This is a genomic window from Lachnoclostridium phytofermentans ISDg (assembly GCF_000018685.1).
GTDB lineage: Bacteria > Bacillota > Clostridia > Lachnospirales > Lachnospiraceae > Lachnoclostridium > Lachnoclostridium phytofermentans.
Map to the genome: position 1 here is coordinate 1,733,117 of NC_010001.1, position 24,951 is coordinate 1,758,067.

General features: G+C 35.3%; 26 protein-coding genes. 24 read left to right on the forward strand and 2 right to left on the reverse strand.

Going from position 1 to position 24,951, the window contains the following annotated elements:
• Positions 1 to 51: 51 nt before the first annotated feature.
• The 4 genes from CPHY_RS20705 to CPHY_RS07285 all read left to right on the forward strand — a co-directional run bounded on the left by CPHY_RS20705 (position 52) and on the right by CPHY_RS07285 (position 7,684).
• On the forward strand, positions 52 to 1,812 hold the full coding sequence (locus CPHY_RS20705; protein WP_012199422.1) for a cache domain-containing sensor histidine kinase: 1,761 nt from the start codon (positions 52 to 54) through the stop codon (positions 1,810 to 1,812).
• 48 nt (positions 1,813 to 1,860) lie between these two features.
• A complete protein-coding gene (locus CPHY_RS07275) occupies positions 1,861 to 3,432 on the forward strand; it encodes a response regulator transcription factor (RefSeq protein WP_012199423.1) in 1,572 nt (523 codons plus the stop codon).
• 144 nt (positions 3,433 to 3,576) lie between these two features.
• Positions 3,577 to 5,853 carry a glycoside hydrolase family 95 protein gene (locus CPHY_RS07280; RefSeq protein WP_012199424.1) on the forward strand — a complete coding sequence of 759 codons (2,277 nt, stop codon included), beginning with the start codon at positions 3,577 to 3,579 and terminating at the stop codon, positions 5,851 to 5,853.
• Positions 5,854 to 6,331: 478 nt separating this feature from the next.
• Positions 6,332 to 7,684 (forward strand): dicarboxylate/amino acid:cation symporter, encoded by a 1,353-nt coding sequence (locus CPHY_RS07285; RefSeq protein WP_012199425.1) that lies wholly within the window; start codon positions 6,332 to 6,334, stop codon positions 7,682 to 7,684.
• Between the two features lie 97 nt (positions 7,685 to 7,781).
• Here CPHY_RS07285 and CPHY_RS07290 read toward each other — a convergent pair whose 3' ends face one another.
• The gene (locus CPHY_RS07290; protein ID WP_012199426.1) at positions 7,782 to 8,027 is read right to left on the reverse strand and encodes a hypothetical protein; all 246 of its coding nucleotides are present in this window, start codon (positions 8,025 to 8,027) and stop codon (positions 7,782 to 7,784) included.
• A 340-nt stretch (positions 8,028 to 8,367) separates the two neighbouring features.
• On the opposite strand from CPHY_RS07290, the gene CPHY_RS07295 reads away from it, so the two are divergent.
• The 7 genes from CPHY_RS07295 to CPHY_RS07320 all read left to right on the forward strand — a co-directional run bounded on the left by CPHY_RS07295 (position 8,368) and on the right by CPHY_RS07320 (position 12,944).
• Positions 8,368 to 9,012, forward strand: a complete 645-nt coding sequence (locus CPHY_RS07295) for a hypothetical protein (RefSeq protein ID WP_157668671.1) — start codon at positions 8,368 to 8,370, stop codon at positions 9,010 to 9,012.
• Complete coding sequence (locus CPHY_RS20710) at positions 9,009 to 10,004, forward strand: alpha/beta hydrolase (protein ID WP_012199428.1); 996 nt, start codon at positions 9,009 to 9,011, stop codon at positions 10,002 to 10,004. The genes CPHY_RS07295 and CPHY_RS20710 overlap by 4 nt, the downstream gene beginning before the upstream one ends.
• Positions 10,005 to 10,156: 152 nt before the next feature.
• Positions 10,157 to 10,639 (forward strand): GNAT family N-acetyltransferase, encoded by a 483-nt coding sequence (locus tag CPHY_RS07305; protein ID WP_041703336.1) that lies wholly within the window; start codon positions 10,157 to 10,159, stop codon positions 10,637 to 10,639.
• 54 nt (positions 10,640 to 10,693) lie between these two features.
• Complete coding sequence (locus CPHY_RS21660; protein ID WP_157668673.1) at positions 10,694 to 10,870, forward strand: hypothetical protein; 177 nt, start codon at positions 10,694 to 10,696, stop codon at positions 10,868 to 10,870.
• Between the two features lie 129 nt (positions 10,871 to 10,999).
• Entirely contained in the window at positions 11,000 to 11,200 is a 201-nt protein-coding gene (locus tag CPHY_RS07310; RefSeq protein ID WP_012199430.1) for a hypothetical protein, read from the forward strand.
• A 54-nt stretch (positions 11,201 to 11,254) separates the two neighbouring features.
• Positions 11,255 to 11,743 carry an SDR family NAD(P)-dependent oxidoreductase gene (locus CPHY_RS07315; RefSeq protein ID WP_012199431.1) on the forward strand — a complete coding sequence of 163 codons (489 nt, stop codon included), beginning with the start codon at positions 11,255 to 11,257 and terminating at the stop codon, positions 11,741 to 11,743.
• A 229-nt stretch (positions 11,744 to 11,972) separates the two neighbouring features.
• Complete coding sequence (locus CPHY_RS07320; RefSeq protein WP_012199432.1) at positions 11,973 to 12,944, forward strand: WD40/YVTN/BNR-like repeat-containing protein; 972 nt, start codon at positions 11,973 to 11,975, stop codon at positions 12,942 to 12,944.
• A gap of 531 nt (positions 12,945 to 13,475) precedes the next feature.
• Here the strand turns inward: CPHY_RS07320 and CPHY_RS07325 are convergent.
• Entirely contained in the window at positions 13,476 to 14,012 is a 537-nt protein-coding gene (locus tag CPHY_RS07325) for a flavin reductase family protein (protein WP_012199433.1), read from the reverse strand.
• 104 nt (positions 14,013 to 14,116) lie between these two features.
• Between CPHY_RS07325 and CPHY_RS07330 the strand changes: the two genes are divergently transcribed.
• From CPHY_RS07330 to cutC, 13 genes are all read left to right on the forward strand, one after another.
• The gene (locus tag CPHY_RS07330) at positions 14,117 to 14,434 is read left to right on the forward strand and encodes a winged helix-turn-helix transcriptional regulator (RefSeq protein WP_012199434.1); all 318 of its coding nucleotides are present in this window, start codon (positions 14,117 to 14,119) and stop codon (positions 14,432 to 14,434) included.
• Positions 14,435 to 14,829: 395 nt separating this feature from the next.
• Positions 14,830 to 15,201: a hypothetical protein gene (locus CPHY_RS07335; RefSeq protein ID WP_041703340.1), complete on the forward strand. Its 372-nt coding sequence runs from the start codon at positions 14,830 to 14,832 to the stop codon at positions 15,199 to 15,201.
• 60 nt (positions 15,202 to 15,261) lie between these two features.
• Positions 15,262 to 15,756: a hypothetical protein gene (locus CPHY_RS07340; protein ID WP_012199436.1), complete on the forward strand. Its 495-nt coding sequence runs from the start codon at positions 15,262 to 15,264 to the stop codon at positions 15,754 to 15,756.
• Entirely contained in the window at positions 15,734 to 16,075 is a 342-nt protein-coding gene (locus CPHY_RS07345; protein ID WP_012199437.1) for an ATP-binding cassette domain-containing protein, read from the forward strand. The genes CPHY_RS07340 and CPHY_RS07345 overlap by 23 nt, the downstream gene beginning before the upstream one ends.
• A gap of 126 nt (positions 16,076 to 16,201) precedes the next feature.
• Complete coding sequence (locus CPHY_RS07350) at positions 16,202 to 16,933, forward strand: class I SAM-dependent methyltransferase (protein ID WP_012199438.1); 732 nt, start codon at positions 16,202 to 16,204, stop codon at positions 16,931 to 16,933.
• Positions 16,934 to 17,283: 350 nt separating this feature from the next.
• Entirely contained in the window at positions 17,284 to 18,117 is an 834-nt protein-coding gene (locus CPHY_RS07355) for a MerR family transcriptional regulator (RefSeq protein ID WP_012199439.1), read from the forward strand.
• Between the two features lie 450 nt (positions 18,118 to 18,567).
• Complete coding sequence (gene eutM, locus CPHY_RS07360; RefSeq protein ID WP_012199440.1) at positions 18,568 to 18,858, forward strand: ethanolamine utilization microcompartment protein EutM; 291 nt, start codon at positions 18,568 to 18,570, stop codon at positions 18,856 to 18,858.
• Positions 18,858 to 19,874 (forward strand): DMT family transporter, encoded by a 1,017-nt coding sequence (locus CPHY_RS07365; protein WP_012199441.1) that lies wholly within the window; start codon positions 18,858 to 18,860, stop codon positions 19,872 to 19,874. Before eutM ends, CPHY_RS07365 begins: the two co-directional genes overlap by 1 nt.
• Positions 19,875 to 19,878: 4 nt before the next feature.
• Positions 19,879 to 20,166, forward strand: a complete 288-nt coding sequence (locus CPHY_RS07370) for a hypothetical protein (RefSeq protein WP_012199442.1) — start codon at positions 19,879 to 19,881, stop codon at positions 20,164 to 20,166.
• Positions 20,167 to 20,186: 20 nt separating this feature from the next.
• Positions 20,187 to 20,483 (forward strand): BMC domain-containing protein, encoded by a 297-nt coding sequence (locus CPHY_RS07375; protein WP_012199443.1) that lies wholly within the window; start codon positions 20,187 to 20,189, stop codon positions 20,481 to 20,483.
• Between the two features lie 17 nt (positions 20,484 to 20,500).
• On the forward strand, positions 20,501 to 20,809 hold the full coding sequence (locus tag CPHY_RS07380) for a BMC domain-containing protein (protein WP_012199444.1): 309 nt from the start codon (positions 20,501 to 20,503) through the stop codon (positions 20,807 to 20,809).
• A 30-nt stretch (positions 20,810 to 20,839) separates the two neighbouring features.
• Positions 20,840 to 22,375 (forward strand): aldehyde dehydrogenase family protein, encoded by a 1,536-nt coding sequence (locus CPHY_RS07385; protein ID WP_012199445.1) that lies wholly within the window; start codon positions 20,840 to 20,842, stop codon positions 22,373 to 22,375.
• Positions 22,376 to 22,402: 27 nt separating this feature from the next.
• On the forward strand, positions 22,403 to 24,949 hold the full coding sequence (gene cutC / locus CPHY_RS07390; protein ID WP_012199446.1) for a choline trimethylamine-lyase: 2,547 nt from the start codon (positions 22,403 to 22,405) through the stop codon (positions 24,947 to 24,949).
• Positions 24,950 to 24,951 lie beyond the last annotated feature (2 nt).

Below are 24,951 nucleotides of genomic sequence, written 5' to 3' on the forward strand. Positions count from 1 at the left end.
CAAGTAACTTGCTTATTCATTTTGATAAGGGAGATAGAGAGCGTGAGAAATATGAAAAAATGGTTGAGTAAATTAAGCATATTTCAAAAAATAATTTTGATTATTTCCTTAACCATTGCTATTTCGTTAAGAATTACCAATAATTTTACAGAGAAAACAATTACTAATATTGTAACAAAGCAAATTTATGAAGGAAATATAAGCACGCTGAGTTCTTCCTCAGCTCAGATAAGTGATAAGATAAATCGTAATGTGTCTTTAATTCGTGCTTTAAGTACCGACTCTCAAGTAAAAGAGTATTTACAGGAAGTTCCGAGAAGTGATTATGAGAATATAAACATCATTAACAAGATGAATGAAATTATTTTAAACTATGTTTATAACATGTTTGATACAGAAACAATGATAGCTATCATATCAAGTAAAGATGATGTATATGCAAACTGGGAAATGCAAAATCAGGAAACATTAATTAATTTAAAGAATGAATACTTGCGTTACCATAATAAGGGTCAGGACAAAGAATATACCTTATATACCAAGATGGAATTGGATATATCATTATCCTCCAATAAAACGTTCAAAAATAAATTTACAATGGCACTGCCGATTTATAGCAATAAAAGCGAGAACAATATTTTGGGAGTGGCAATTGTATTTATAGAGGAAGAAAATTTATATGATGCTATTTCTTTTAAGGTTGATGAACAACATACAACGGTACTAATTGATAAATCAAATAATATAATTTCAGCCAAAGACAAAACACTGATTGGAAAACAAGTGGAAGTGGCATTTAACTTTGTGAAAAATAAATCCTCTAAAGGTTACTATGCCGATAAAGAAGGCAAGATGATAATAACCCAGAAGCAAGTGAATAAGTCTAAATTTACTATCATAGATATTATGAAAGTCCAGTATGTACAGGAACAAGTTGACCTGGTAATGAGGAATGTGCAAATAATTAATATTCTTACAATTATTATTATAATTATTGTTTGCTATTTTACATTAAGAGGAATCACAAAACCACTAAAGAGATTAACAGAGCAAATGGTGACCCAGGATTATTCAACCTTTGAACAAGATAACCAGAATCTAGGCAAAAACGAGGTCAGACTATTAGAAAAAAGCTTTCAAGTCATGAAATACGATATAGAAGAGCTGATAAAAGAAAATAAATTAAAAGAAGAAGAAAAGCGAAAGACAGAAATTAAAGCACTTCAATCACAGATTAAGCCTCATTTTTTATTTAATACGCTGAATGCAATTCGCTGTACAATTATAAATAACAATAATGATAAGGCAGCAGATTTAGTTTATAAACTAGCAATGCTTCTACGTATGACTTTAGTGAAAGGTGATGCATTAATTACTTTAAAAGAAGAATTAGAAACAATAGGATATTATTTAGATATTCTCATCATGCGTCATGGGACTCAAATCGATTACCAGATTGATATTTCACCCTTGGCAGAAGAAGTTTTAGTTCCAAAACTATTTTTGCAGCCACTTGTTGAAAATAGTGTAGTTCATGGATTTTCACAGCAGAATATAGATGCTACGATTAAAATTAAGACTATTTTTGTAGACAATTTTCTTGTTATTCAGGTAATGGATAACGGTAAGGGGATAGAGGAAGATATTGATATGATTAAATCTGACATCCAATATGAAAATGAGTTTTCTGGTATCGGACTTATGAATGTTAATAGTAGGTTGAAGCTTTATTTTGGAAAAGAATCGGGACTGAAAATCTATTCGAAAAACGGATGGACTATTTCTGAAGTATGGATACATCAACATAGATAGCAAAGAGTTGTAGAAAAGTGAAAGATTATTTCTTAGGGGACATAAAAGATGATGAATGCTGTATTAGTAGATGATGATATTGAAATGCTGGAAATGTTATCGCACCTTATCGATTGGCAAACCTACGGTTTTTCCATATCGGGAAAGTATAATAATGGTGAAAATGCATTAAAAAGTATAGGTGAGGAGAAAGTAGATCTATTAGTTACAGATATTACGATGCCAGCTATGGATGGTTTTGAACTAGCGAGAAATCTAAGGAAAATTAATCCGGAAATGAATGTCATATTTCTTACTTGTCATGAGGATTTTTCTTATGCGAAAGAGGCAATTCAGATTGGTGCTGACGATTACCTGGTAAAATACACCTTAACGAAAGAAAAACTAATCGAGTCACTTAATAAAATGAGTATTAAATACAATAAACGTAATAATATGAACGAAAAAATCAATCGTTATACGGAGGAAATGAACGAAAACCGTAATAACTTTAAAGAAAGTTTATTATATAGTATTGTAAAAGATTTAACACAGGATATTGATGGACTGAGTGAAAAGATGAGTTTGTATCAAATAAAAAAACCATCGCACAGCTACTGCCTGATTGGATTATACGTTAATTATAATGAACGGATTTTAATTGAAAACGGAGAACCTCAAAAGAAGCTTTGGCGTTATGAAATAGCAGATATCATTAGTGAGGAATTAAATAACAATGGAATAACGGATGAGGTTTTTCCATATGACAAATACGTAATTATCTTACATGAATGGAGCACCTTGGACAAAACATTCTCTGTAAAATACAAAAATATAATAGAGAAAATATGTAACATTATTAATGAAACCATGAGAATGAGGTTAGCGATATGTGTCAGTGATACATATGATAATTTTTGGGACATTAAGAAGGGAATTGTTGATTTAAACAACCGTAAAATGGCACCCTTTTATCTGAAGGGGAAAATAGAATTAAGGCGTGATGATGTAACAAAATTTACAGTAGTTTCTCATGAAATATTTGATCAACTTAATGAGCGGTTTAAAATAGCATTTAGAAATGGCGAGAATTTTATTGAAGAAATGGACAAATTATGTGTAGAGATTGAAAAAAAGAATTATAATCCGGATATCATAAGAAAACTATTTCAGTTGTTTTTGTTCAGTATTTATAGAGAAACAATAAAAATGAATAAAAGCGTAAATGAAATTCCGTTAGAAGATGCGTCTTTCCAGTTTTGTAAAGATGCATTATATCAGCAATATGATTGGTATATCGGTAATTATAAGGAACAATTAAATAAGAATTACAACGACGATATTAAAAGCATACTTAGTTACGTGGATGAAAATCTTGATAAGCCGATTAGTTTACAAGGTGTAGCAGATTCTATCTATAAAAACAGTAGCTATCTTAGCCGTTTGTTTAAACAGAACATAGGTATGAGTTTTACTGACTATTTAATAAAAAGACGAATTGAGATGGCATCTTATTTATTGACGGAGACGAATCTGCCTGTAGAGGAAGTCGGAAGACGGGTAGGAATAAATAATGTAAGCTATTTTTACCGATTTTATAAACGAGAAACGGGTAAAACACCTAAGAATAACAATTCGTAGTAATAAAAGTAAGGCTAGATTTCGTTTCGGGTTAAGAAACTATGGTGTAAAAGAGAATTTCATAAAGAATCTATACCCTAGAAACTCAGCTACTATTGATATATCTAATAATTTACATAAAAAAGATAAAATGGAGAGATAAAAGTGAGCCAAAATACGTTTTTATTCTATGATAAGCCTGCAAATGCTGATATTTGGGAGGAGGCACTCCCGTTAGGAAATGGTTCTTTTGGAGCAATGTTATATGGTAATGTTGAGGAAGAAGTTATAAAACTGAACCAAGAATCGGTTTGGTACGGTGGATTTCGGAATCGCATCAATCCCGATTCTAGGAAGGTATTACCCAAGGTGAGAGAGTTGATTTTTGATGGACAGTTGAAGGCAGCGGAGGAACTTGTCTATACCAGCATGTTTGGTACGCCAATTTCACAGGGGCATTATGAACCTTTAGCCGATTTAAGAATCGCTTTCAATAAAAGGATTCTGCATCATAGTGAGCAGTGGCAAGAACGTCAGATAAACCATTCAAATTATAAGCGGTTTCTTGACTTACAAACGGCTTGCTATAATTCTTCCTATACTTGGAGGGAAACTGATTATAAGAGAGAAGCACTTATCTCATATCCAGATCAGGTGATGGCAATCAGACTAACAGCAGACAACCCAATGGGAGTCAGGATAGAGCTGGATCGGGGCGAGAACTATGAAAAAGTTGAGGCTAATGAAAATACGATAACTCTTTCCGGTTCTTGTGGTGGGAATGGTTCAAAATTTATAGCGAAAGTCCAAGTAATCAGCGACGGAACAATTGTTAGAGCAGGTGCTTTTCTGGAAGTAGAAAATGCTTCTGAGATAGTGCTCTATGTAGCCGGAAGGACTGATTTTTACGAGGAAGACCCAATGGATTGGTGTAATGAAAAATTAGCACTTGCCGCCCAAAAAGGTTATGAAGAAATAAAGAAAGATCATATAGCGGATTACGCATCCTTATATCAACGGGTTGATTTAGACCTAAATGGCGATAAGAATTATTTGAATTTACCTACGGATGAACGATTAAGGTTATTTAAAGAAAATAAGTTAGACGATGGCTTATTAGAGCTCTACTATAATTATGGACGTTATTTGTTGATTTCTTCCAGTCGGGAAGGTGCATTGCCTGCAAATCTTCAAGGAATATGGAACAAGGATATGATGCCGGCTTGGGGATCTAAATATACGATTAATATTAATACACAAATGAATTATTGGCCTGCTGAGGTAACTAATTTAAGTGAGTGCCATACACCTTTATTTGAACATATAAAGAGGATGGTGCCGCATGGAAGAGAAGTTGCTGAGAAAATGTATGGTTGCAGGGGGATTGTAGCTCATCATAATACTGACATTTATGGTGACTGCGTACCGCAGGGGAAATGGATGCCAGCTACTATGTGGCCAATGGGGTTTGCATGGTTAGCGACTCATGTGATCGAGCATTATAGGTATACCAAAGATGTAAGCTTTGTAAAAGATTTTTATTCTATATTAAAGGATGCATCCTTATTTTACGTTGATTATTTGGTACGCGACAAAGAAAATCAATTGGTGACATGTCCTTCGACATCTCCGGAGAATACGTATATATTAGAAAATGGTGAAAAAAGTACTTTGTGTTATGGACCATCCATGGATAGTCAAATCATTAAGGAATTATGGACTGGTTTCATTGAGGTTTCGAGTGATTTAGAGGTATCTAATGATGTTGTCTCAGCTGTTGAAAATATGCTTAAGGAATTACCAAAAGCAAAAGTAGGCTCAAGGGGGCAGTTACTTGAATGGACAAAAGAATATAAGGAATGGGAAGCAGGACATCGTCATATATCCCATTTATATGGGTTATATCCAGGAAGTACTATCACTTTTGAGAAGGATAAAGAATTTTTTGAAGCTTCTAAGGTAACTATAAATGAACGCTTGTCAGCAGGAGGTGGACATACAGGCTGGTCACGAGGTTGGATTATAAATATGTGGGCCAGATTACTTGATGGTGAGAAAGCGCTATATAATCTTCAGGAATTATTATGCCATTCAACAGCACATAATTTATTTGATTTGCACCCTTCGAATACGACTGGAATGTCCTCAATTTTTCAGATTGACGGTAATTTCGGAGGAACTGCCGGCTTATCTGAAATGCTCTTACAAAGTCATGAAGATGTCATCTGTTTACTTCCTGCATTACCACAAAGATGGGAAAATGGATATGTGACCGGATTAAAGGTAAGAGGTAATATTGAAGTAAATCTATGGTGGGAAAATGGAAAATTAAATAGGGCAGAGTTTTTATCACCGATTAATCAAAGGAAAAAGATTAAGCTAAACGATAAGATAGTTATACTGGATTTATGTGAAAATAAGATTGTCGATTATATGAGCTAAAAAACATTAACGGGGCTATGTTTTTCACACACTGAAAAGCATAACCCTTTTTTGCTACCGGAAATATGTTAAATAAGAATATTTTTAGAGCGTGTTTTCATCAAGCATTTTTCAAAACACGCTCTTTATTTTAGCACATTTATCCCGAATGTAATGGTATTTAATTAAGCAGGTCATCGGCGCGGGACGTGGTTCTTACAATGAGAAGGTCTTGTATTAAAAAATACATAAATTAACTACTAATTTCTAGTTTTTTTTATTGACAAATCATATAGTCTTGCATATAATGATTTTAAATCATACTAAACATATATGAATATAGTCTATATAATAACAGGAGGTAGCATTTATGAAAAGAAAATTTATATCAAAACAAAAAAATTACATCAAGGATAGTTTTATGTGTTGCTCCTGTTGCTGTTGTTGTAATTCTTGACACTAAATAAAACAGTATATTTAAAAATAGAAGGAGACAAACATGAATATAGACTTTTTAGCATTAGGTGCATTAGGAGCAGCCGCTATTTTAATTGGCGCATTAGTATTTTTAAGAAAAAAGAATGTAGATTTTGGACTTAGAACAATTATAGCTTTAATTTTTGGATTAGGATTAGGAATAGTCTTTGCAGGCCATACCAGTTACGTGCAGCTTATTGGAGTTGTATATGCAAATATTATTTCAGCATTAGTAGTACCACTTTTATTTTTTAGTGTTATTTCAAGTGTTTCACAGTTGGAGAATATACACCAACTGAAAAAGATAGGCGTTAAAAGTATTGGATTACTAACATCAACCACATTTATAGCCTCAACTATAACAATAATAGTTGCTTTAGCTTTAGGTGTTGGAAAAAATGCTTTAATTACGCTTCCTACCGATTATCAAGCGAAGGAAGTACCAGCAATTACACAAGTAATTACTGATTTATTCCCAAAGAACTTTTTTGCGCAAGCATCGACTAATACAGTAGTACCAGTTATAGTATTTTCTTTATTTATTGGTATAGCAGTAGTTTCACTTTCCACCAAAGACCCAGAGGGCGTTAAACCTTTTAAAAATTTTGTGGATTCCGCTTCCAAAGTTATTAATACAGTAATATCATTTGTTATTGAATTCACCCCATATGCAGTATTAGCCTTAGTAGCACATGCAGTTTCCAATAATGGTGCAGACAAATTATTGCCTTTATTGCCGGTATTAGCTATAGCATATCTGTTGTGTGTTATTCAAACCTTTGGTGTAAATAGTATTCTTATTGCAACAATAGCTAAATTAAACCCTTTCAAGTTTTTTAAACACATTTGGCCTGCACAGGTAATTGCGTTCACTACCCAAAGCAGTGTGGGTACAATACCGGTGACAGAGAAATGTCTAAAAAACGCTGGTGTATCAGACAGTATTTCTTCTTTTGTTGTTCCTTTAGGAGCTAATGTTGGAATGCCTGGTTGTGCAGGAATTTGGCCTACTTTATTAGCAGTCTTCGCAATACACGGATTAAATATTGAGTATTCTATCGGACAGTATGTAATTCTTATTCTGATAGCAACTTTAGTTAGCATTGGTACAGTTGGTGTTCCAGGAACGGCAACTATTACCGCAACTGCAGTATTTGCTGCTGCAGGACTTCCAATTGAAATTATTGTATTATTAACACCAATCAGCTCTATTGTAGATATGGCTCGAACCGCAACCAATATAAGTGCAGCAGCAACAAGTGCATTAATTGTTGCAAAAAGTGAAAATGAAATTGATTTAGAAAAATATAATAATTTCAATAAAGACACGTTGTACAATGGAGTTGAACTAAATGCAAAATCCATTGTTAAATAGCTAAATACCCTCATACTGAAATTTAATAAAAACCGCAATCCTATTTAAGGACTGCGGTTTTTACTTGCTGCTTCGTATAAAGTTTTAAAATCTGTTGTTAAAATGGCTTCCAATTTGAAAGCCAAGATTTATCATTTGCAATTGCAGATACTACTTCCTCACCAGAGTGGAAATCATCAAAGGTTCCTCTGTTAATTTCGTCGACAGCTTTACTTAACAGTTTTTCGTAATAGGCTTCAGGTGTTAGATCGGTTGTGGACTGGATAAAATACTGTTGGGATTCTTTAGAAGCTATTCGTGCATACTCGTCTTTTACTTGGTCTATGAGTTTTTCACGATCCATATAATTTACTCCTTTCATAAAAAGTCTATTATTTGCCTTTACTAGGTGCGTGGTTTTTAGTCAATTTGCCATAAAAGTTCCTTAATTAATAGAGTTATTATTTGCTAGAAAAGGAATATTATTCAGTTTTGTACCGGACATAACTCAAATATCCATTATTTAATAGGAAAATCCAATTTCGAATGTGATTTGTGACTGTTTTATTGACACAATTCCATTTTTATAAATTCAATCACAAAGAAAATGTACTGAATGGTAAAATATGTTATAATGGTCTGAATTAAGAAATGAAACGATTAATGTGCCAAGTATGTGCCAGAGCGACATTTTACATACATTTATGAAAAAACGTCATTACTGTCTTACAGGTCTTTATCTTGCATTCTCAATTGCTGGTTTTATATGTGTTGTTGTAAATCTCTGCGTTGGAATAAACAATCCCTGGAGTCTTATTCCTGTTTCAGCATTGATTTATGTTTCTATGATTATATGGTCGATTAGTAAGAAGAGGGAGAACAGGCTTATTAAGACACTTGCGTGGGGAAGTGGATTGCTATTTTTATTTCTAACAGTAATACAGGTTGTATGCTTAATCAATAAAAGCTCAGGGTTCTGGTTGATAAATCCAGCATTCATCATAGCGGGTGCGTGGATGCTGTGCATATGGGCGATAGTTTTGTGTTATAAAGTATTCCGGTTAAATCTGTGGATCAGTTTTGGAGTGGGAGCATTATTTACGATGGTTGCTAATTATATAACTAATGATATTGATGGAAGTTTTCAGGGATTTCAAGAATATTTGGATAGTTTTTTTAGCTATGGATTTTTTAATCTGCTTGTAGGTGTGATTTTAATCATTATTGGCGTTATAACAGCAATTGTAAAAGGAATTAAAAAAGCAATAGAGAATAGGGGAATGAGTGGATCTTTGTTTGCGTTACTGTGTAGTCCTACCATTAGAAAATACAGAGAGGTATTACGATGAATATAATGCTGGTATTGTTTCTAGTTATCCTAATATTCCTAGTAGGCTTTTGTACTCTTGCTTTTTGTATCATAAGCAGAGCTCATAGGGAGCAGTTTAAAAGAGCTGATTATGATATTAACCATAATTCTTCTCTGACTTATTGTGACTTTTCTTTGTCCTATCCACGAGAGACACTAAAAATTCCTTCCGGTAAATACATGCTGAATGGGTATTTATATGGCATGGAGAACAAAAATGGACTAATTATATTAAGCTCTGGACATAGGAATTCCACGGAAGCATCTTTATTAGATATGAAATATTTTGTAGATAATGGCTGGATGGTATTGTGTTATGATTACACAGGTTACTATAACAGCGAAGGAAAGAATATGACCGATTACACTCAGGCTGTAAGAGACTTGGATGCTGTTTTATCTTACCTTGAAAAATTAAGCAGATTTAATAGAGTACCTTTTTTATTATATGGACATAGCCTTGGTGCTTATGTATCAGCAGCTGTGCTTAAATTTAACCATAAGATAACTGCGGTTGTTGCCGCATCTGGCTTTGATAAGCCTATCGATCAGTGGAACTATTCCATAAAGAGATTTTCTGGCAGACTAGGTACTATCTTAGGAACAATGGCGTCTATTTATCTGTATATTATTTTTGGAAAAGATACTGTGCGCTTTTCTGCAGTAGACGGCATTAATTCGACGGACATTCCTTTGCTAATAATCAGTGGTACAGAGGATGTGTACTATGGAGGTAAAAGCCCTATTTATACAAAACGGAATCAAATTACAAATTCAAACTGTAGCTATATATTGATGGATAAAGAGAGACATAATGGTCATTTTGATTACATAATAACCGACAATGCTCTAGATTATCAAAAGCTTTGTAAAGACAAAAAGATTTCACAAGTGGATAAATGGCTTATTATGGAGCGTGATAAAAATTATCATGATATGATTAATAAGTTTTTTCTGTCTGCGAAGCGTTAAGTCATTTGAATTTTGAGATCAAATTAATTATTTATGATGAAACTGGCTAACACCACCAAGTGGTGTAGTAACAAATATATAAAATGGTACGGCAGATAATGAATCGGAAAAGTAAATTCTAAACTATTCAGTGAAGTGAAGGAGTATAGGTGGTGGATATTCAATTTAGAAAAGGAACTGTAGAGAATTTAGATGATTGCGTAAAAGCAATGGAAAATTCAACAATGTGTACTTCCTATTTTCCATCGGAAGAAAGTAGAAAAAAAGCAGTGATGGAAGGAATAGATAGAGGAACTCTTTATGTTGTTTTGTGCAATGGTGAATGTGCTGGCTTTGCATATTTTATCTTAGAAGGTGCTTTTCATGCATATCATTACCTACATCTCATTGCAATTAAAGAAGAATACAGGGGAAAAGGGATAGGAAAGAAATTACTGGAATTTATTGAAGATATACTCTTTAAGACCAAAGATAAAATATTCTTATTAGTCGGAGATTACAATTCAGGAGCAAAGATTTTTTATGAGAAATTAGGATATCAGTACATAGGAACAATACCAAGCCTTTATCGTAAAGGTATTGATGAGTATTTAATGATGAAGTTATGTAAAGAGGGAAATATTATGCAACATTGATTTACTTATTAGATAATTAGATGAAGGATTTAGTTGGATAAGGGAGTTTAGCACATGGCAAAGTCAAGACAACATAAGAATTGGGATGAAGTTTTTCAAAGTCCACAAGACATTACAGTGGAATCGCTAAATACAGGTTACATTATAGGAACTAAAGAAGGAATGTTTAATGTCCACTCAGAGGTGTATCAAAATCAGTGTTCTTTTAAAAAGCAAAACTACCGGTGCTAGCGCATCTAATTTCTTACAAGAATAAATGTTATCTTGTAGATACGGGTTTTGATTCTTCATTTTCCCAAAAACATGGAGGCAGCTTCAAAGGGACATGTCTCCTATCTAATAAACGGGGTCAATAGAACAGTGCTGATAACTGGCGATGCATCCAATAACTCGCTGGGATTTTCAATCGGTGTTGAATCCGGGACATATAACGAAAACATTACATATTCAAAGTTAAGCTTTGATAAATTAGTAAAATTTGCAAAAGCTTATCCTCGAGTTGAACTTGTTTTTGGGCATGAGGTTTCTGGGCTCTTTGATATTGTATATATGAAATTATAAAAAAGTAGCGTGTTGACATTCAATATATGAAATTATACAACAAGGGAGGTTGTCATGAATAGAGGAATTGTTGTTACCGGAGGTGGACATGGTATAGGGAAGCAAATATGCCTGGATTTCATTCAAGCGGGTGATCGAGTATGTTTTATTGATATAGATGAAAAGAAATCGGTTGATTTTGCAGAAGAGAATCCAAACCTATTTTACTTTTATGGAGATGTTGCAGACCCGCTAACATTAAAAAGATTCATTGAATTCTCGCTAGAAGCTGGCATAGAGGGTACTGTAAAGCAAGCTATATTTTCATTGAATGGACAAGAGTACATGTGTATAGACAGCTATATCAAGCATGAATTTACATTTACTCCTGCAATGTCATTATATGTAACATGTGATACGCGAGAAGAGATTGATAGATTGTTTGAAAAGCTTTCAGAAGGTGGAAATATATTGATGCCCCTTGGGTCATATCCATTTAGTGAAAGATTTGGTTGGGTAAATGATAAATACGGTGTCTCTTGGCAATTAACTTTCGAAAAATAAATATAAATTGACATTTTTATAATTGGAATTTATAGTAAAGGCAGAACAAACATTACTCAGTTTGTTCTGCCTTTCGAGTTTAATGAAGTAAAAAACATCAATAGATTTTTTAGGAGGCAACGGTACCATTAGCATCATCAAATTAAGATTAATTTTGTTAACAAAAGAGAAATATGAGTTAAGAATGTAAACGGTAAAAATATAAATTATCAAAAGAGGGGACTTATATATGCAATTAACAAAAAAATCTAGAAATATTTTGATTGGTTTTTTAGTTTTTACAATTTTACTAGTTTGCTATTTATTAAATATTTCACATCACAAAGAATTACCCAATAATATGAAACAAGTGTTTATGAAAGATAGTAAGAATGGTTGGGGAATAGTAAATGATGGTGAACTTTTGTCAACAAATAATGCGTGGAAAACATATAAACAAATATATAAATTCAGATGGAATGCTCAGGAAACATCGATACCATCCATAACATATGTAGATAATACTCTGTTTGTCGTGGGATTTTCATCGGATCATAAAAACATTAGTATATTAAGCTCTAAAGATGAGGGGAATACATGGAGAGAAAGTTATATTGACTTTTCTGATGTAAATAGTGGCGCGAATCAACTATTCACTAGTTTTATAGATAGTCAAAATGGATATATCTTATACTGCGGAGGAGCGGCAGCAGGACAAATGAAGAAAATTCTTTTTAAGACTACTAATGGTGGAAAATCATTTCAAAATGTTGCAGATTTAACTTATATAAATGGCTATCCTACTGGGATGTCATTTAATACGAATGGAATTGGATTTATTGCAAGTACTTATCATGGGAACGATAATGCTTATTTATATAGATCGGTTGATGAAGGAATGACCTGGAACACTTTCACAATACAACCACAAGCAAGTTTGAAGGATATAAGTTCTCAGGGTTATATTAACGGTTATGTCCCATGTTTTATAGGTAGAAATGGGATTATGATTTTAGAATATGTGGACCCAAACCCGTCTTATATTATTTACTACTCTTCCGACAATGGAGAAACATGGAGCGAAAATGGGAATGTTAATATAAAATCAAATTCTATAGAATCCATTGCTAGTTACAGCTTTTCTGATAAGAATACATTATTTATAATAGACAATGAAGGGAATATGATGAAAAAAAATAAAAGTGATGATACGTGGAAATAAGTGAGCACTGTTTTAAATAATTCTAATAATGCATTGGGTGACTTTTCGTGATTGGGGAACTAAGAAAACTACTTCTTGAATAGCTTGTCGTTTTACTGATAATGATACTCTTAGATCATTATTAAGCAATAATGGGTTTCATATTGAAAACCAATATTCAGATTGGAATAAAACTCCCTTTTCACCTTTAGATCCTAACAATATTAGTGTTTGTAGGAAGTTGTGATAGCTTTATTTTGTTATTATGAAGTTAATGACTTTTAGGAAAATGGAAAATAAACAAATAATAGAAAAAGGTGACATAATAAGGCTCTTCTCATTTACTTACATATGCGAAATAGAAGCCTGAATTGTCACCTTTTCATAGTATCGATATTCGATGCCTTCGGGTCCATTTTTGTAGACCGTATTATTGAGTAGAATTGTCTTTATTCAGCCGTAAAGCTTATGACCATGACACATTTGTTTTACTGACGTTCAGGATGATTATGGAAATCCGATTTGGCATATCCAAAAGAATTTCAAGATATATTATTCAATAATATATGCACTAAGAATCTCTCCGTAATAAGCAGTATGAAAATCCTTATTTGCACCGTGGAATGTACTGTCAACATCCTGTGGGTAAAATGCGTTCTTATTCTCATCTGTAATTTCACGCTCATCTTGTTTTTGCTTGTATATAACCCTACACTCTAAAGTTAAAGGAAGTTCCTTAATAGCTGGTACTGAAACATTATTCGGTGTTTCAAGTGTTAAGTTAAGTTCTTTGATTTTATCAATTTCATGACCGGATTTTGTTCCGCAAATCCCTAATATCTTTTTGTCAAATGCGCCATATGGTATGTTTATTGTGAATTCAGGATTTTTTTCGAGTTGCTGCTTCGTAAAGCGATTCTCTCTTACGAAAACAGTAAAGATTGGTTTTGACCATTCAATTCCTAATGTACCCCATGAAATAGTCATAGAGTTCACTTTGTCCTCCGCCTTTGTAGTCAATAAAACGCCTGTTTTGACCGCTTTCATAATCTCATTAGCATAATCAAATACTTCGATTTCTTTTTTCATAGTGTTATTCTCCTTGTATATTTTATGATGATATAATAAGATAGAATAATTATATTAACAAGTATGCACTTTTTTGATAGATACTATATAAAAGGAGAGTTAGAATGGAACAAGAAGAAGTCTATTCCAAGCCATTTGAATATACATTGTCTTTGGTGGGTGGAAAATGGAAGAAGCATATTCTTTTTTGGTTATGGCACCGTAAAGTGATGCGTTATAGTGAAATAAAAAGAGTTCTTAAAAATATTACACATAAAATGCTCAGCAACCAATTAAAAGAACTTGAAGCTGATGGGTTAATCATTCGAAAAGAATATCCACAGGTACCACCAAAAGTAGAATATCGACTTACAGATAAAGGAGTTTCTCTAATGCCAGTTCTAGATGCTATGTGTAAGTGGGGGCACCAGTTTGTAGAATAATAAGTTAGCAGTTTCATATATGAAGGGGGCATGTATCAAGTGCATCATTATTATCTGCACTAGATATACAGATTCAGTTTGCCTTTTAAAATTAAATAATAAATTATATTTGCACTCATTGCAGTTTAATGGGTGCATTTTGATATTTAAATATGAATGATTACCTTTATGTTTCATACGGAATGGTATATAATGGAAATAATGATTAATAGATGATATGAAGAGGGGTAATATTTATAAAGAAATTACTTGATTCAATATGATTGCGAACTAATTATATAGAATGTCTTTAAAAAATTCTAGGCGTTAGTATTTGAAAAATTATAGGGCATCGAGTTTTGGTTTTAATCAATTAGTAAAAAGAGTTTCAAATTTTGAACTAGAGGGGAATGTATATGGGAAGAAAATGTAAATATTGTAATAAAGTATTAGATTATATGGAAGAAGATGAATATTGTTCTCTTGAATGCAAAAGTAAAAGTGAAAGATTTTTGAACTACTATAAAAAATGGAAAGTGATTTTTTATAGTATGATATTAGTTTTCATTGTTTTGTTATTAATACCAGCCATTAAGAAAGGTAACGGTTATTTCGCTGCTTATGGTCTTGGTGGAGTAGGAATTACTCTTTTTATCTTCCCTTTTTCAACTCCGCAAGGCATAGAAATGTATGGAATTAGAAAAGCAAAGTTTATTGTAAAGGTATTGGCGCTAGTATCGATACTTTTAACTATTTTTATAATTTTGGCTACACGGTATAACCCCTGAGATAAGGCGGATTGCAGTAAGGCGCTATTTGTTAATAAAATAATTTCAATGGAGGTTATTATGTGGTTTATCATAAAAAAGGAACTTACTTGGTTTTTAAAAAATCCAATCTATTATATAGGTGCAATTTTAGTTTTTTTAGTTGTATACGTACAGTGTCAACCTTATTTAACTATTAACTATTTTCAACAAGGCCAAATGATAGAAACACTTCCAATTGAACAAACAGGGGATACCGATATTATGGATGGCTATATACCTGTAACAGAAAAAGAAGGATTTGATATAAGCTTAGATAATTTAAGACAGGATTTGATCAATAGTATTGGAATAGATGAAAAACAGGTAAATGAGCTGATTAATTATATAGAAGAAAAAAATATGAATAAAGAAGAAACCATTGAATTTATAGAGTCGAAATGTAGTTATATTGGTAATGTAAGAGATTATTTTTATAGTGCAGACGAAATGAAACTAGGAACTGTAGAAGAGTTAAATTCCTATATAGGAAATGCTCTAGATAAAGAAGATTATGCTGCTTATTTTGGAAGATAGAACTGTTTTGTTTTCTACTCATGTTGTAGAAGATTTAAGTGCAACTTGTTTTCAGCTTTGTGTGCTTAATAAGGGAAAAATAAAGTATAAAGGTACATTGGAAAACATGTTGCAAAAGGCAGAAGGACATGTATATCAATGTAAACTGAATAGTGAGAATGAAATGAGAGCAATAAAAGAAAAGTATTTTGTTACTGGGAGTGTATATGAGGAAGGAAAAATCCATATTAGATTTCTTTCAGAAGAAATACCTGAAATTCCATCATGCATTAAAGTTAGTGCAACTTTAGAGGATGCCTATATATATATGAACCGTTAAAATAAAAGACGTGCCTTTAGATATTTACTAATTAGAAAGGAAGTGATAAAAGTGGTTATCGGTCAGAAGATTGCAGATACCCATATAGATAATCGATAAAATTAATTTGTATTGGAGAGATTAAAAATGAAACAGAATAAATATGATGACAAAATATTTTTTGATAAATATAGTAATATGGAACGTTCCAAAAAAGGACTTGCTGGTGCCGGTGAGTGGAAGACCCTTGAATCTATGTTACCTGATTTTAAGGATAAACGAGTTTTGGATCTAGGATGTGGATTTGGATGGCATTGTCAGTATGCTGTAGAGCATGGTGCTAAAGCTGTCACAGGGATTGATATATCTGAAAAAATGTTAGCTGTAGCAAAAGAAAAAACAGATAATAATATATGCTATATCAAAATGCCTATCGAAGGTATTTCATTTAGTGAAAACTCATTTGATACAGTAATTAGTTCGCTTGCTTTTCACTATATAGAATCCTTTGAGTCGATTGTTGAGAAAGTATCTGATTGTTTAGTACACGGCGGGGATTTTGTTTTCTCCGTAGAACATCCGATCTTTACCGCTTATGGCAATCAAGACTGGTATTACGACGAAAATGGGAATATTCTTCATTTTCCTGTAGATAATTACTTTTTTGAAGGACTGAGAACCTCTAACTTTCTTGGAGAAAATGTAATCAAATATCACAAGACACTTACAACATACCTGAATGGTTTAATACAGGGCGGCTTTGAATTAACCGGTGTTGTAGAGCCTCAACCATCAGTGCATTTACTTGAAATTGTTAAGGGAATGGCAGATGAGCTACGCAGACCAATGATGCTGATTATCTCAGCGAAGAAAAAATAATTTATATCATAAATCACCATAGGCATCGGAATGAAAAGTCCGATGCCTTTGATTTTTGTAACTAGGTTCCTTAATGAGATAGCCCATGGCAAAAAAACGAAGCTTCAACCGCATATTTTCTCAACTCATGGCAAAAGTGTTTCAAAAGTAGTCTTATAAGATAACTTTTTTAAATAATTTGCATAATTTACAAGTATCAAAGCAGTATTTTCAGGTGTAAAATTGACATATAACTAGTATTGACATTCCCCTATACGGGAAGGCTTATACTATTAATGTATAGGGAAAATAAGTAAGGAAAAAATAAGTAAGGAACATGTAGAGAAGAGCAGATGCTTATGGAGGTTTACATGGAGGAAAAGAAATTATATTCTATAGGTGAAGTCAGTAAGAGTTGCAATATTTCAACAAAAGCTTTAAGGTTTTATGATAAAATGGGTATCATCTCACCGGACGTAATTTGTAAAGAAAACAGCTATCGGTACTATAACAAAGAGTCTCTTTTAACCGTTCCGATAGTTAAATATTACAAGCAGATGGGATTTAAACTTGAGGAGATGCAGGGGTTAGTGGAGGGAAATACCTATTTCTATCTTGAACATAACTTCCGCAACAAGATCGATCAGTTACGCCTACAAGAGCAACAGATTCATAACAGCTATATTGCAGTAAAAGATTGGTACGAGCTTATACAGGAGGCCAAGATGGTTCTGCAGAATGATGTTCATGATGTTTCCGTAAAGTATATGCAGCCTACAACCTACTGTGGGATGGATCAGGATTTTGATTATCAATATATGGAATCCATCATTAATTTAGAATGGACGAGCCACTTAGAAAAAGCTAATAATGAGATTACAGGACCAGTAATATTGAAATTTGATTCCTTTGAGGAAAAGATGGCAGGAAGGTGCAAACGGACTAGAATCATGCAGGAGGCTATCTATCCATGTAAGGGCTGCAAGAATCGACAAGTTTTTGGTGGAGTCATGGTTGCATCAGTTTATCATATTGGAAAGCTTGAGAATATCGATGAAGAATATGAGAAAATCCTAAACTGGGCCGCTAAAAAAGGTTATAAATGCGGTAAGGAAAGCTATGAACGATATGTGGTGGATTACTGGACTACCAGAAACTTGGATGAATTTGTTACAGAGATAATGGTCCCTGTAAACAGGGAGTAAGATAGTAAATAAAAGAGTTTAAGCTTTAATAAATATAAATATAAATATAAGGGAAAGGTTCCCCTGATACAGTGATTTTATAAGAAAACTGCATCAGAGGAACCTTTCTTTTTTTGCAGTTTCATAGGGGCATAACCTGTAGGATTAGGGTTTAATAAAACTCTACTGATAGCAGTTTTTTACTCCTAGAAATGGAAGAATAAAAAAATTGAAAAACATGTTGACATTCCCCTTAGGGGGAAGGGTTATATTAAATGTACAGAAAACGACAAAACACGATATCGAAATTAGTAATATTAACTGGTGTGATGTTTTTTCTAAATGTTTAGCTGAACATAAGAAGTAAAAAAGAAAACAGAATGAATTGAATTTTGTGCAGTATTCAAACAGGGTGAAAAAGCAATTTTAGTATTCGTAGACCCAGTTGAATTAAGAAGGAGGACGTAAGCTATGAAGTTTGATGCATTAGGAATGATTGAGACAAAAGGATTGGTTGGATCTATCGAAGCTGCGGATGCAATGGTGAAGGCAGCGAATGTAACTCTTATTGGAAAAGAATTTGTAGGCGGTGGACTTGTAACCGTAATGGTTAGAGGAGATGTTGGTGCAGTAAAAGCTGCAACTGATGCGGGAGCAGCAGCAGCGCAGCGAGTTGGAGAATTGGTTTCAGTTCATGTTATTCCACGCCCTCACGGAGATGTAGCAATGATTCTTCCGCAAGAGAAAAAGGAGACTAGATAATGGGGAATCAAGGGATGAGCAATACGTCTGCAGATGCAAAGATGGCAGCAGTGAATAAAAAATTCAGAACGACTGGTCTGACAACTGGTATGATTTCCGGACTTACTTATGGTATTTATACGGTTCTTATATTGGTGGCTGGACTTTATGAGCCTCTTCTGGGCGCGGCTGGTGCAGCAGGTGTGGCAGGTATCTTAACTGTTCCTTACATTTGCGCTGGCTTAAATGACTTGTTCGCAGGAATATGGCTTACTGCTTTTAATGCGAAAAAAGGTCGTATTCGGGAAATGGGCAGGAGTTTAAATACGTTTCCGGGAAAGATGATTGTGATTGGCTCTTTACTTGGTGGTCCGATAGCGAATGGTGCTTACCTAGCGGGACTTGCCATGGCTGGGGCATATGCAATTCCAATTTCTGCAATGTGTAGTTTATTTGGTGCTATATTTGCATGGATTTTCCTAAAGCAGAAGATAACAAAGAGAGTCTTACTTGGTATGCTGGTATGCGTAGCGGGAGCAATCATTATTAACTGGACAAAGCCAGAAGGCAGTGACAATTTCACATTAGGAATTATTTGTTCACTAATTGCCGCTGTTTGCTGGGCACTTGAAGGTGTATTTGCAACCTATGGCGGTGCAATGATTGATACCGATGTAGCAGTTAATTTACGCCAGTTGATTTCTGGTGTAGTCGATTTATTCGTTATTCTTCCTATTCTCGGAGGCATGGGACTATTAGGAATGACCCTTTCAGCAGGAGTACCTACTATCTGGCTTGCAGCAGCTGGCCTTAGTGCAGCGGTATCATTTGTATGCTGGTATAAGAGTAATTCTACCGTAGGCTGTGCAGTTGGAATGTCCTTAAATGTAACATATGCTTTCTGGGGAGTTTTCTTCTGTGTACTGTTTTTAGGACAGGCACTTACCCCTACGATTGTCGTTGGTTCTATTGTAATTGTACTTGGTGCGATTGTAGTAACCATGAATCCATTGGATTTATTTAAGAAAGGGGCTTAATGAGATGCTATTACCTGCAAAAACAGCGGTTTTAAATTATTTATACGACGTTAAAGATGCGGATATCAGCCAGATTATGGAGGCTTTAAAACCTCAATATGGTGGAGAACGCCAGTTTACAAAGAAGCTTTATACAGATCATGTTATGTCTCTAGAAGCAAACGGATTTGTTAACATAAGTAGCTATGACCTAGATAAGGGCGGAGAGTTACGCGTGTGCTATGAAATCAGTGATGATGGAAGAAGCGCAGTTGATAAATATGTGGATAAGAAATACCACAGCCACAAATAAAAAAGAGGAGGTTTACAAAAGTGAAATATTACGGAAATGAAGCTTTAGGCTTAGTAGAAACCGTTGGTCTGGTTCCTGCACTGGAGGCAGCAGACAAAATGCTCAAAGCCGCAAATGTAGAATTGATTTCCTATGAAAATGTAGGCTCTACTCTGGTAACCATTATGGTAAAAGGTGATGTGGCAGCAGTGCGTTCCGCTGTAGAAGCTGGTGCAGAAGCTGCAGCAGCTATCGGTAAGCTGACCGCAAAGAATGTAATGCCAAGACCAATCAAAGAGGTTGGCGACATTGTATCAGTATACGATATTGACGCATAGAGAAAGGAAAACAATATATGGAAAGATATGAAGCCATAGGCTCAATAGAAACATTCGGTATTGTATACGTTCTGGAAGCTGCTGACGCAATGGGCAAGGCAGCGGATGTGGAACTTATTGGTTTTGAGAACGTAGCTTCCGGTTATATTTCTGTCCTTGTATGCGGAGATGTGGGAGCTTGCAAGACTGCAGTAGAAGCAGGAATTAAGGCAGTGAACGATATGGGAGCGGAAGTTTATAGTTCCGTAGTCATTCCAAGACCTCATCCTGATCTTGTAAAAATCATTAATCGTTATGCCATAACTACTGCTCCGGAACAGGAGTAACAAGCATCCCGAATGAAGGGAGAAATGTAAATGAGTTTTGTAGATAAAGACCTGCTCTCCATACAGGAGGCAAGGATTCTAATGGAAAGTGCACGAGATGCTAGAAACACCATGCTCACATTTCCTCAGGAAAGACTGGATCTCATCGTAGATGTTTTAGCCGCTGCAGCGAAGGAAATTGCTGAGGAACTGGCAGTTATGTCCGCAGAAGAAACCGGATATGGACGATTTCAAGATAAGTATGTGAAGAATAGATTTGTCTGCGATTACCTGCCAAAACGCTTAAAAGCCATGAAATGTGTAGGCTTTTTAAATGAAAATACTCAGTTAAAGACCATGGATGTAGGCGTTCCTGTAGGTGTGCTTGTTGCACTTGCTCCGCCGGTAAGCCCGGTTTCCACTGCGCTATATAACGTACTGGTGGCTGTGAAGTCTGGTAACCCCATTGTCATTGCTCCTCATGAGAGAGCAAGAAAGGTAACCGGTAAACTTCTTGATCGTCTGTTAGAAGCGGGAAAATGCTACGGGCTTCCGGAAGGAGCAATCGGCTATTTAAAGACAGTAACAAGACCAGGAGCTCTGGAGCTAATCCATCACCCAGCAGCAGCCATGATTATAAACACCGGAGTTCCGGAGCTTAGTAGCGAAGCATCTAAAAGCGGAAAGCCTTATATTTACGGCGGAACGGGAAATGGACCAGTCTTTATTGAACGTACCGCTGATGTAAGAAAAGCGGTAGAGGATATCATTGCAAGCCGCACCTTTGATTACGGAATCGTGTCTGCGGCAGAACAATATATGGTAGTAGACAGTCTTATTGCAGCTGAAGTAAAAGCTGAGATGTTAAGAAACGGTGCCTACTTCATGAACGAGGAAGAGGAGAAAAAGCTAATAGACCTCCTAAACCTTACGAGTGGAAAGGCAGATACAGAAATTATGGGAAGACCAGCCGAAGAACTTGCCAAACGAGCAGGATTTATGGTACCTAATACCACGACTGTGCTGGTTTCCGAACAGAAATATATTTCCGACAGGAACCCATTTGCAAAAGAGCTTCTTTGTCCTGTATTGGCTTACTACATCGAAAATGACTGGATGCATGCTTGTGAGAAGTGCATGAGTCTTTTAGTAAACGAAAGCCATGGACATACCCTGGTGATTCATTCCAGGGATGAAGAAGTAATAGGCCAGTTCGCCTTAAAGAAACCAGTAGGCAGAGTACTTGTAAATACCCCCGCTACCCTGGGTAGTATGGGTGCAACCACAAACTTGTTTCCGGCTATGACCCTAGGAAGCATTACAGCAGGCGCCGGAATCACAGCGGACAATGTTTCTCCTATGAATTTCATATACATTCGTAAAGTAGGATATGGAGTTCGGGGAGTACAAGAATTTCTTGGTTCGGTTGAGAAAACCTCAAGCGGATACGCGAAAGCTCCTGAAACAATCAGGAACAATGCCCTTGAAACAAACAAGGTCAATGCCTTTGAAACAAGCAAAGGCATGGAAGATGCTAGAGATCTTTTGAAACAGATTTTACAAGCCTTGTCCAAAGAACTGGATTAAGAATAATTGAAAGAGAGGGAAATCAGATTGGATATTCGCGAATTTTCAAATAAATTTGTCGAAGCAACGAAGAACATGTCACCAGAAGAAAGATCTTCTTTAATGAAAATGTTTGAAACTGTTTCTGATGAGATTAACAAAAAGGAGACTGCACCTTCTACATCAAATGTATGTAACGAAGAAGGTTCCAACATACCGGATGGCATTACTCCAAGACTTCATAAATTAAAAGAGAATTATTTAACTCACAAACCAACAATTACAACCTACCGTGCACGCGCAATTACCAAAATCGCAAAAGAGAATCCTGGTATGCCAAAGATTATGCTTCGTGCAAAGTGTTTCCGTTACTGCTGTGAGACAGCACCACTAGTAATTCAAGACAACGAGCTTATCGTAGGTGCTCCTTGTGGCGCTCCACGTGCTGGTGCATTTTCTCCAGATATCGCTTGGAGATGGATGGTAGATGAAATTGATACCATCGGAACACGTCCTCAGGATCCATTCTATATTTCTGAGGAAGACAAGAAAATCATGAAAGAAGAGCTTTTCCCATTCTGGGCAGGCAAATCTGTTGATGAGTATTGTGAGGATCAGTACCGTGAAGCAGGCGTATGGGAATTATCAGGAGAATCCTTTGTATCTGACTGTTCCTACCATGCCATCAACGGTGGTGGAGACTCAAACCCTGGTTATGATGTAATCCTTATGAAAAAAGGTATGCTTGATATCCAACAGGAAGCGAAGGATCATTTAAAAGAACTAGATTATGAAAATCCGGATGATATAGAGAAGATTTATTTCTATAAATCCATTATTGATACAACCGAAGGCGTTATGATTTATGCAAAGAGACTTTCCGAGTATGCCGCAGAGCTTGCAGCAAAGGAAACGAATCCAAAGCGTAAAGAAGAATTATTAAAGATTTCTGAGGTAAATGCTTACGTTCCTGCTCACAAGCCAAGAACCTTCTGGGAAGCAATTCAGGCTGTATGGACCATCGAATCCTTACTTGTAGTAGAAGAGAATCAGACTGGTATGTCCATCGGACGTGTTGACCAGTATATGTATCCATTCTACAAAGATGATATCGAATCCGGACGTATGAATGATTATCAGGCATTTGAACTTGCAGGTTGTATGTTAATTAAGATGTCTGAGATGATGTGGATTACTAGCGAAGGTGGTTCCAAATTCTTCGCAGGTTACCAGCCATTCGTAAATATGTGCGTAGGTGGTGTAACCCGTAGCGGACGTGATGCTACCAATGATTTAACTTACCTGTTGATGGATGCTGTTCGTCATGTAAAGATTTACCAACCATCTCTTGCATGCCGTATTCACAACAAGTCCCCAAAAGAGTACTTGAAGAAGATCGTAGATGTAGTTCGTTCCGGTATGGGATTCCCAGCTTGTCACTTTGACGATGCTCACATCAAGATGATGCTTGCAAAAGGAGTATCCATTGAAGATGCACGTGATTACTGTTTAATGGGATGTGTAGAACCTCAGAAGTCAGGACGCTTATATCAGTGGACATCCACCGCTTATACTCAGTGGCCAATCTGTATCGAGCTTGTTTTAAATAACGGTGTTCCATTATGGTATGGCAAGCAGGTTTGCCCGGATATGGGTGCCTTAAGCAACTTCAAGACTTATGAAGAATTTGAAGCAGCAGTAAAAGAACAAATCAAATATATTACAAAATGGTCTGATGTTGCCACTGTCATATCTCAACGTATACACAGAGATTTAGCTCCAAAGCCACTGATGTCTATTATGTACGAAGGTTGTATGGAGAGCGCCAAGGATGTATCCGCAGGTGGAGCTATGTATAACTTTGGACCTGGTGTTGTATGGTCTGGACTTGCTACCTATTCAGATTCTATGGCAGCAATCAAGAAACTTGTATTTGATGAAAAGAAATATACTCTAGAGCAGTTAAACGAAGCGTTAAAGGCAGACTTTGCAGGTTATGATCAGATTCGTACGGATTGCCTTAATGCTCCAAAATACGGAAATGATGACGATTACGCAGATTTAATTGCTGCAGATTTAGTAGATTTTACTGAGCATGAGCATAGAAAATACAAGACATTATACTCAATATTATGCCATGGTACCTTATCTATTTCCAATAATACTCCATTCGGACAGTTGACAGGTGCTTCTGCCAACGGCCGTCACGCATGGTTACCGCTTTCCGACGGTATCAGCCCAACTCAGGGTGCGGATTTTAATGGCCCGACTGCTATCATTAAGTCCATATCTAAAATGGCCAATGACAGCATGAACCTCGGTATGGTTCATAACTTTAAGATTATGTCAGGACTTCTTGATACGCCAGAAGGAGAAGAGAGTCTTATTACCTTACTTCGTACTGCTTGTATGTTTGGTAACGGCGAGATGCAGTTTAACTATCTGGATAACAATACTCTTATCGATGCTCAGAAGCATCCAGAAAAGTATCGTGACCTTATCGTTCGTGTAGCTGGCTACAGTGCATTCTTCATAGAATTATGCAAGGATGTACAGGATGAGATCATAAGCAGAACCATGCTGACACATTTCTAAGA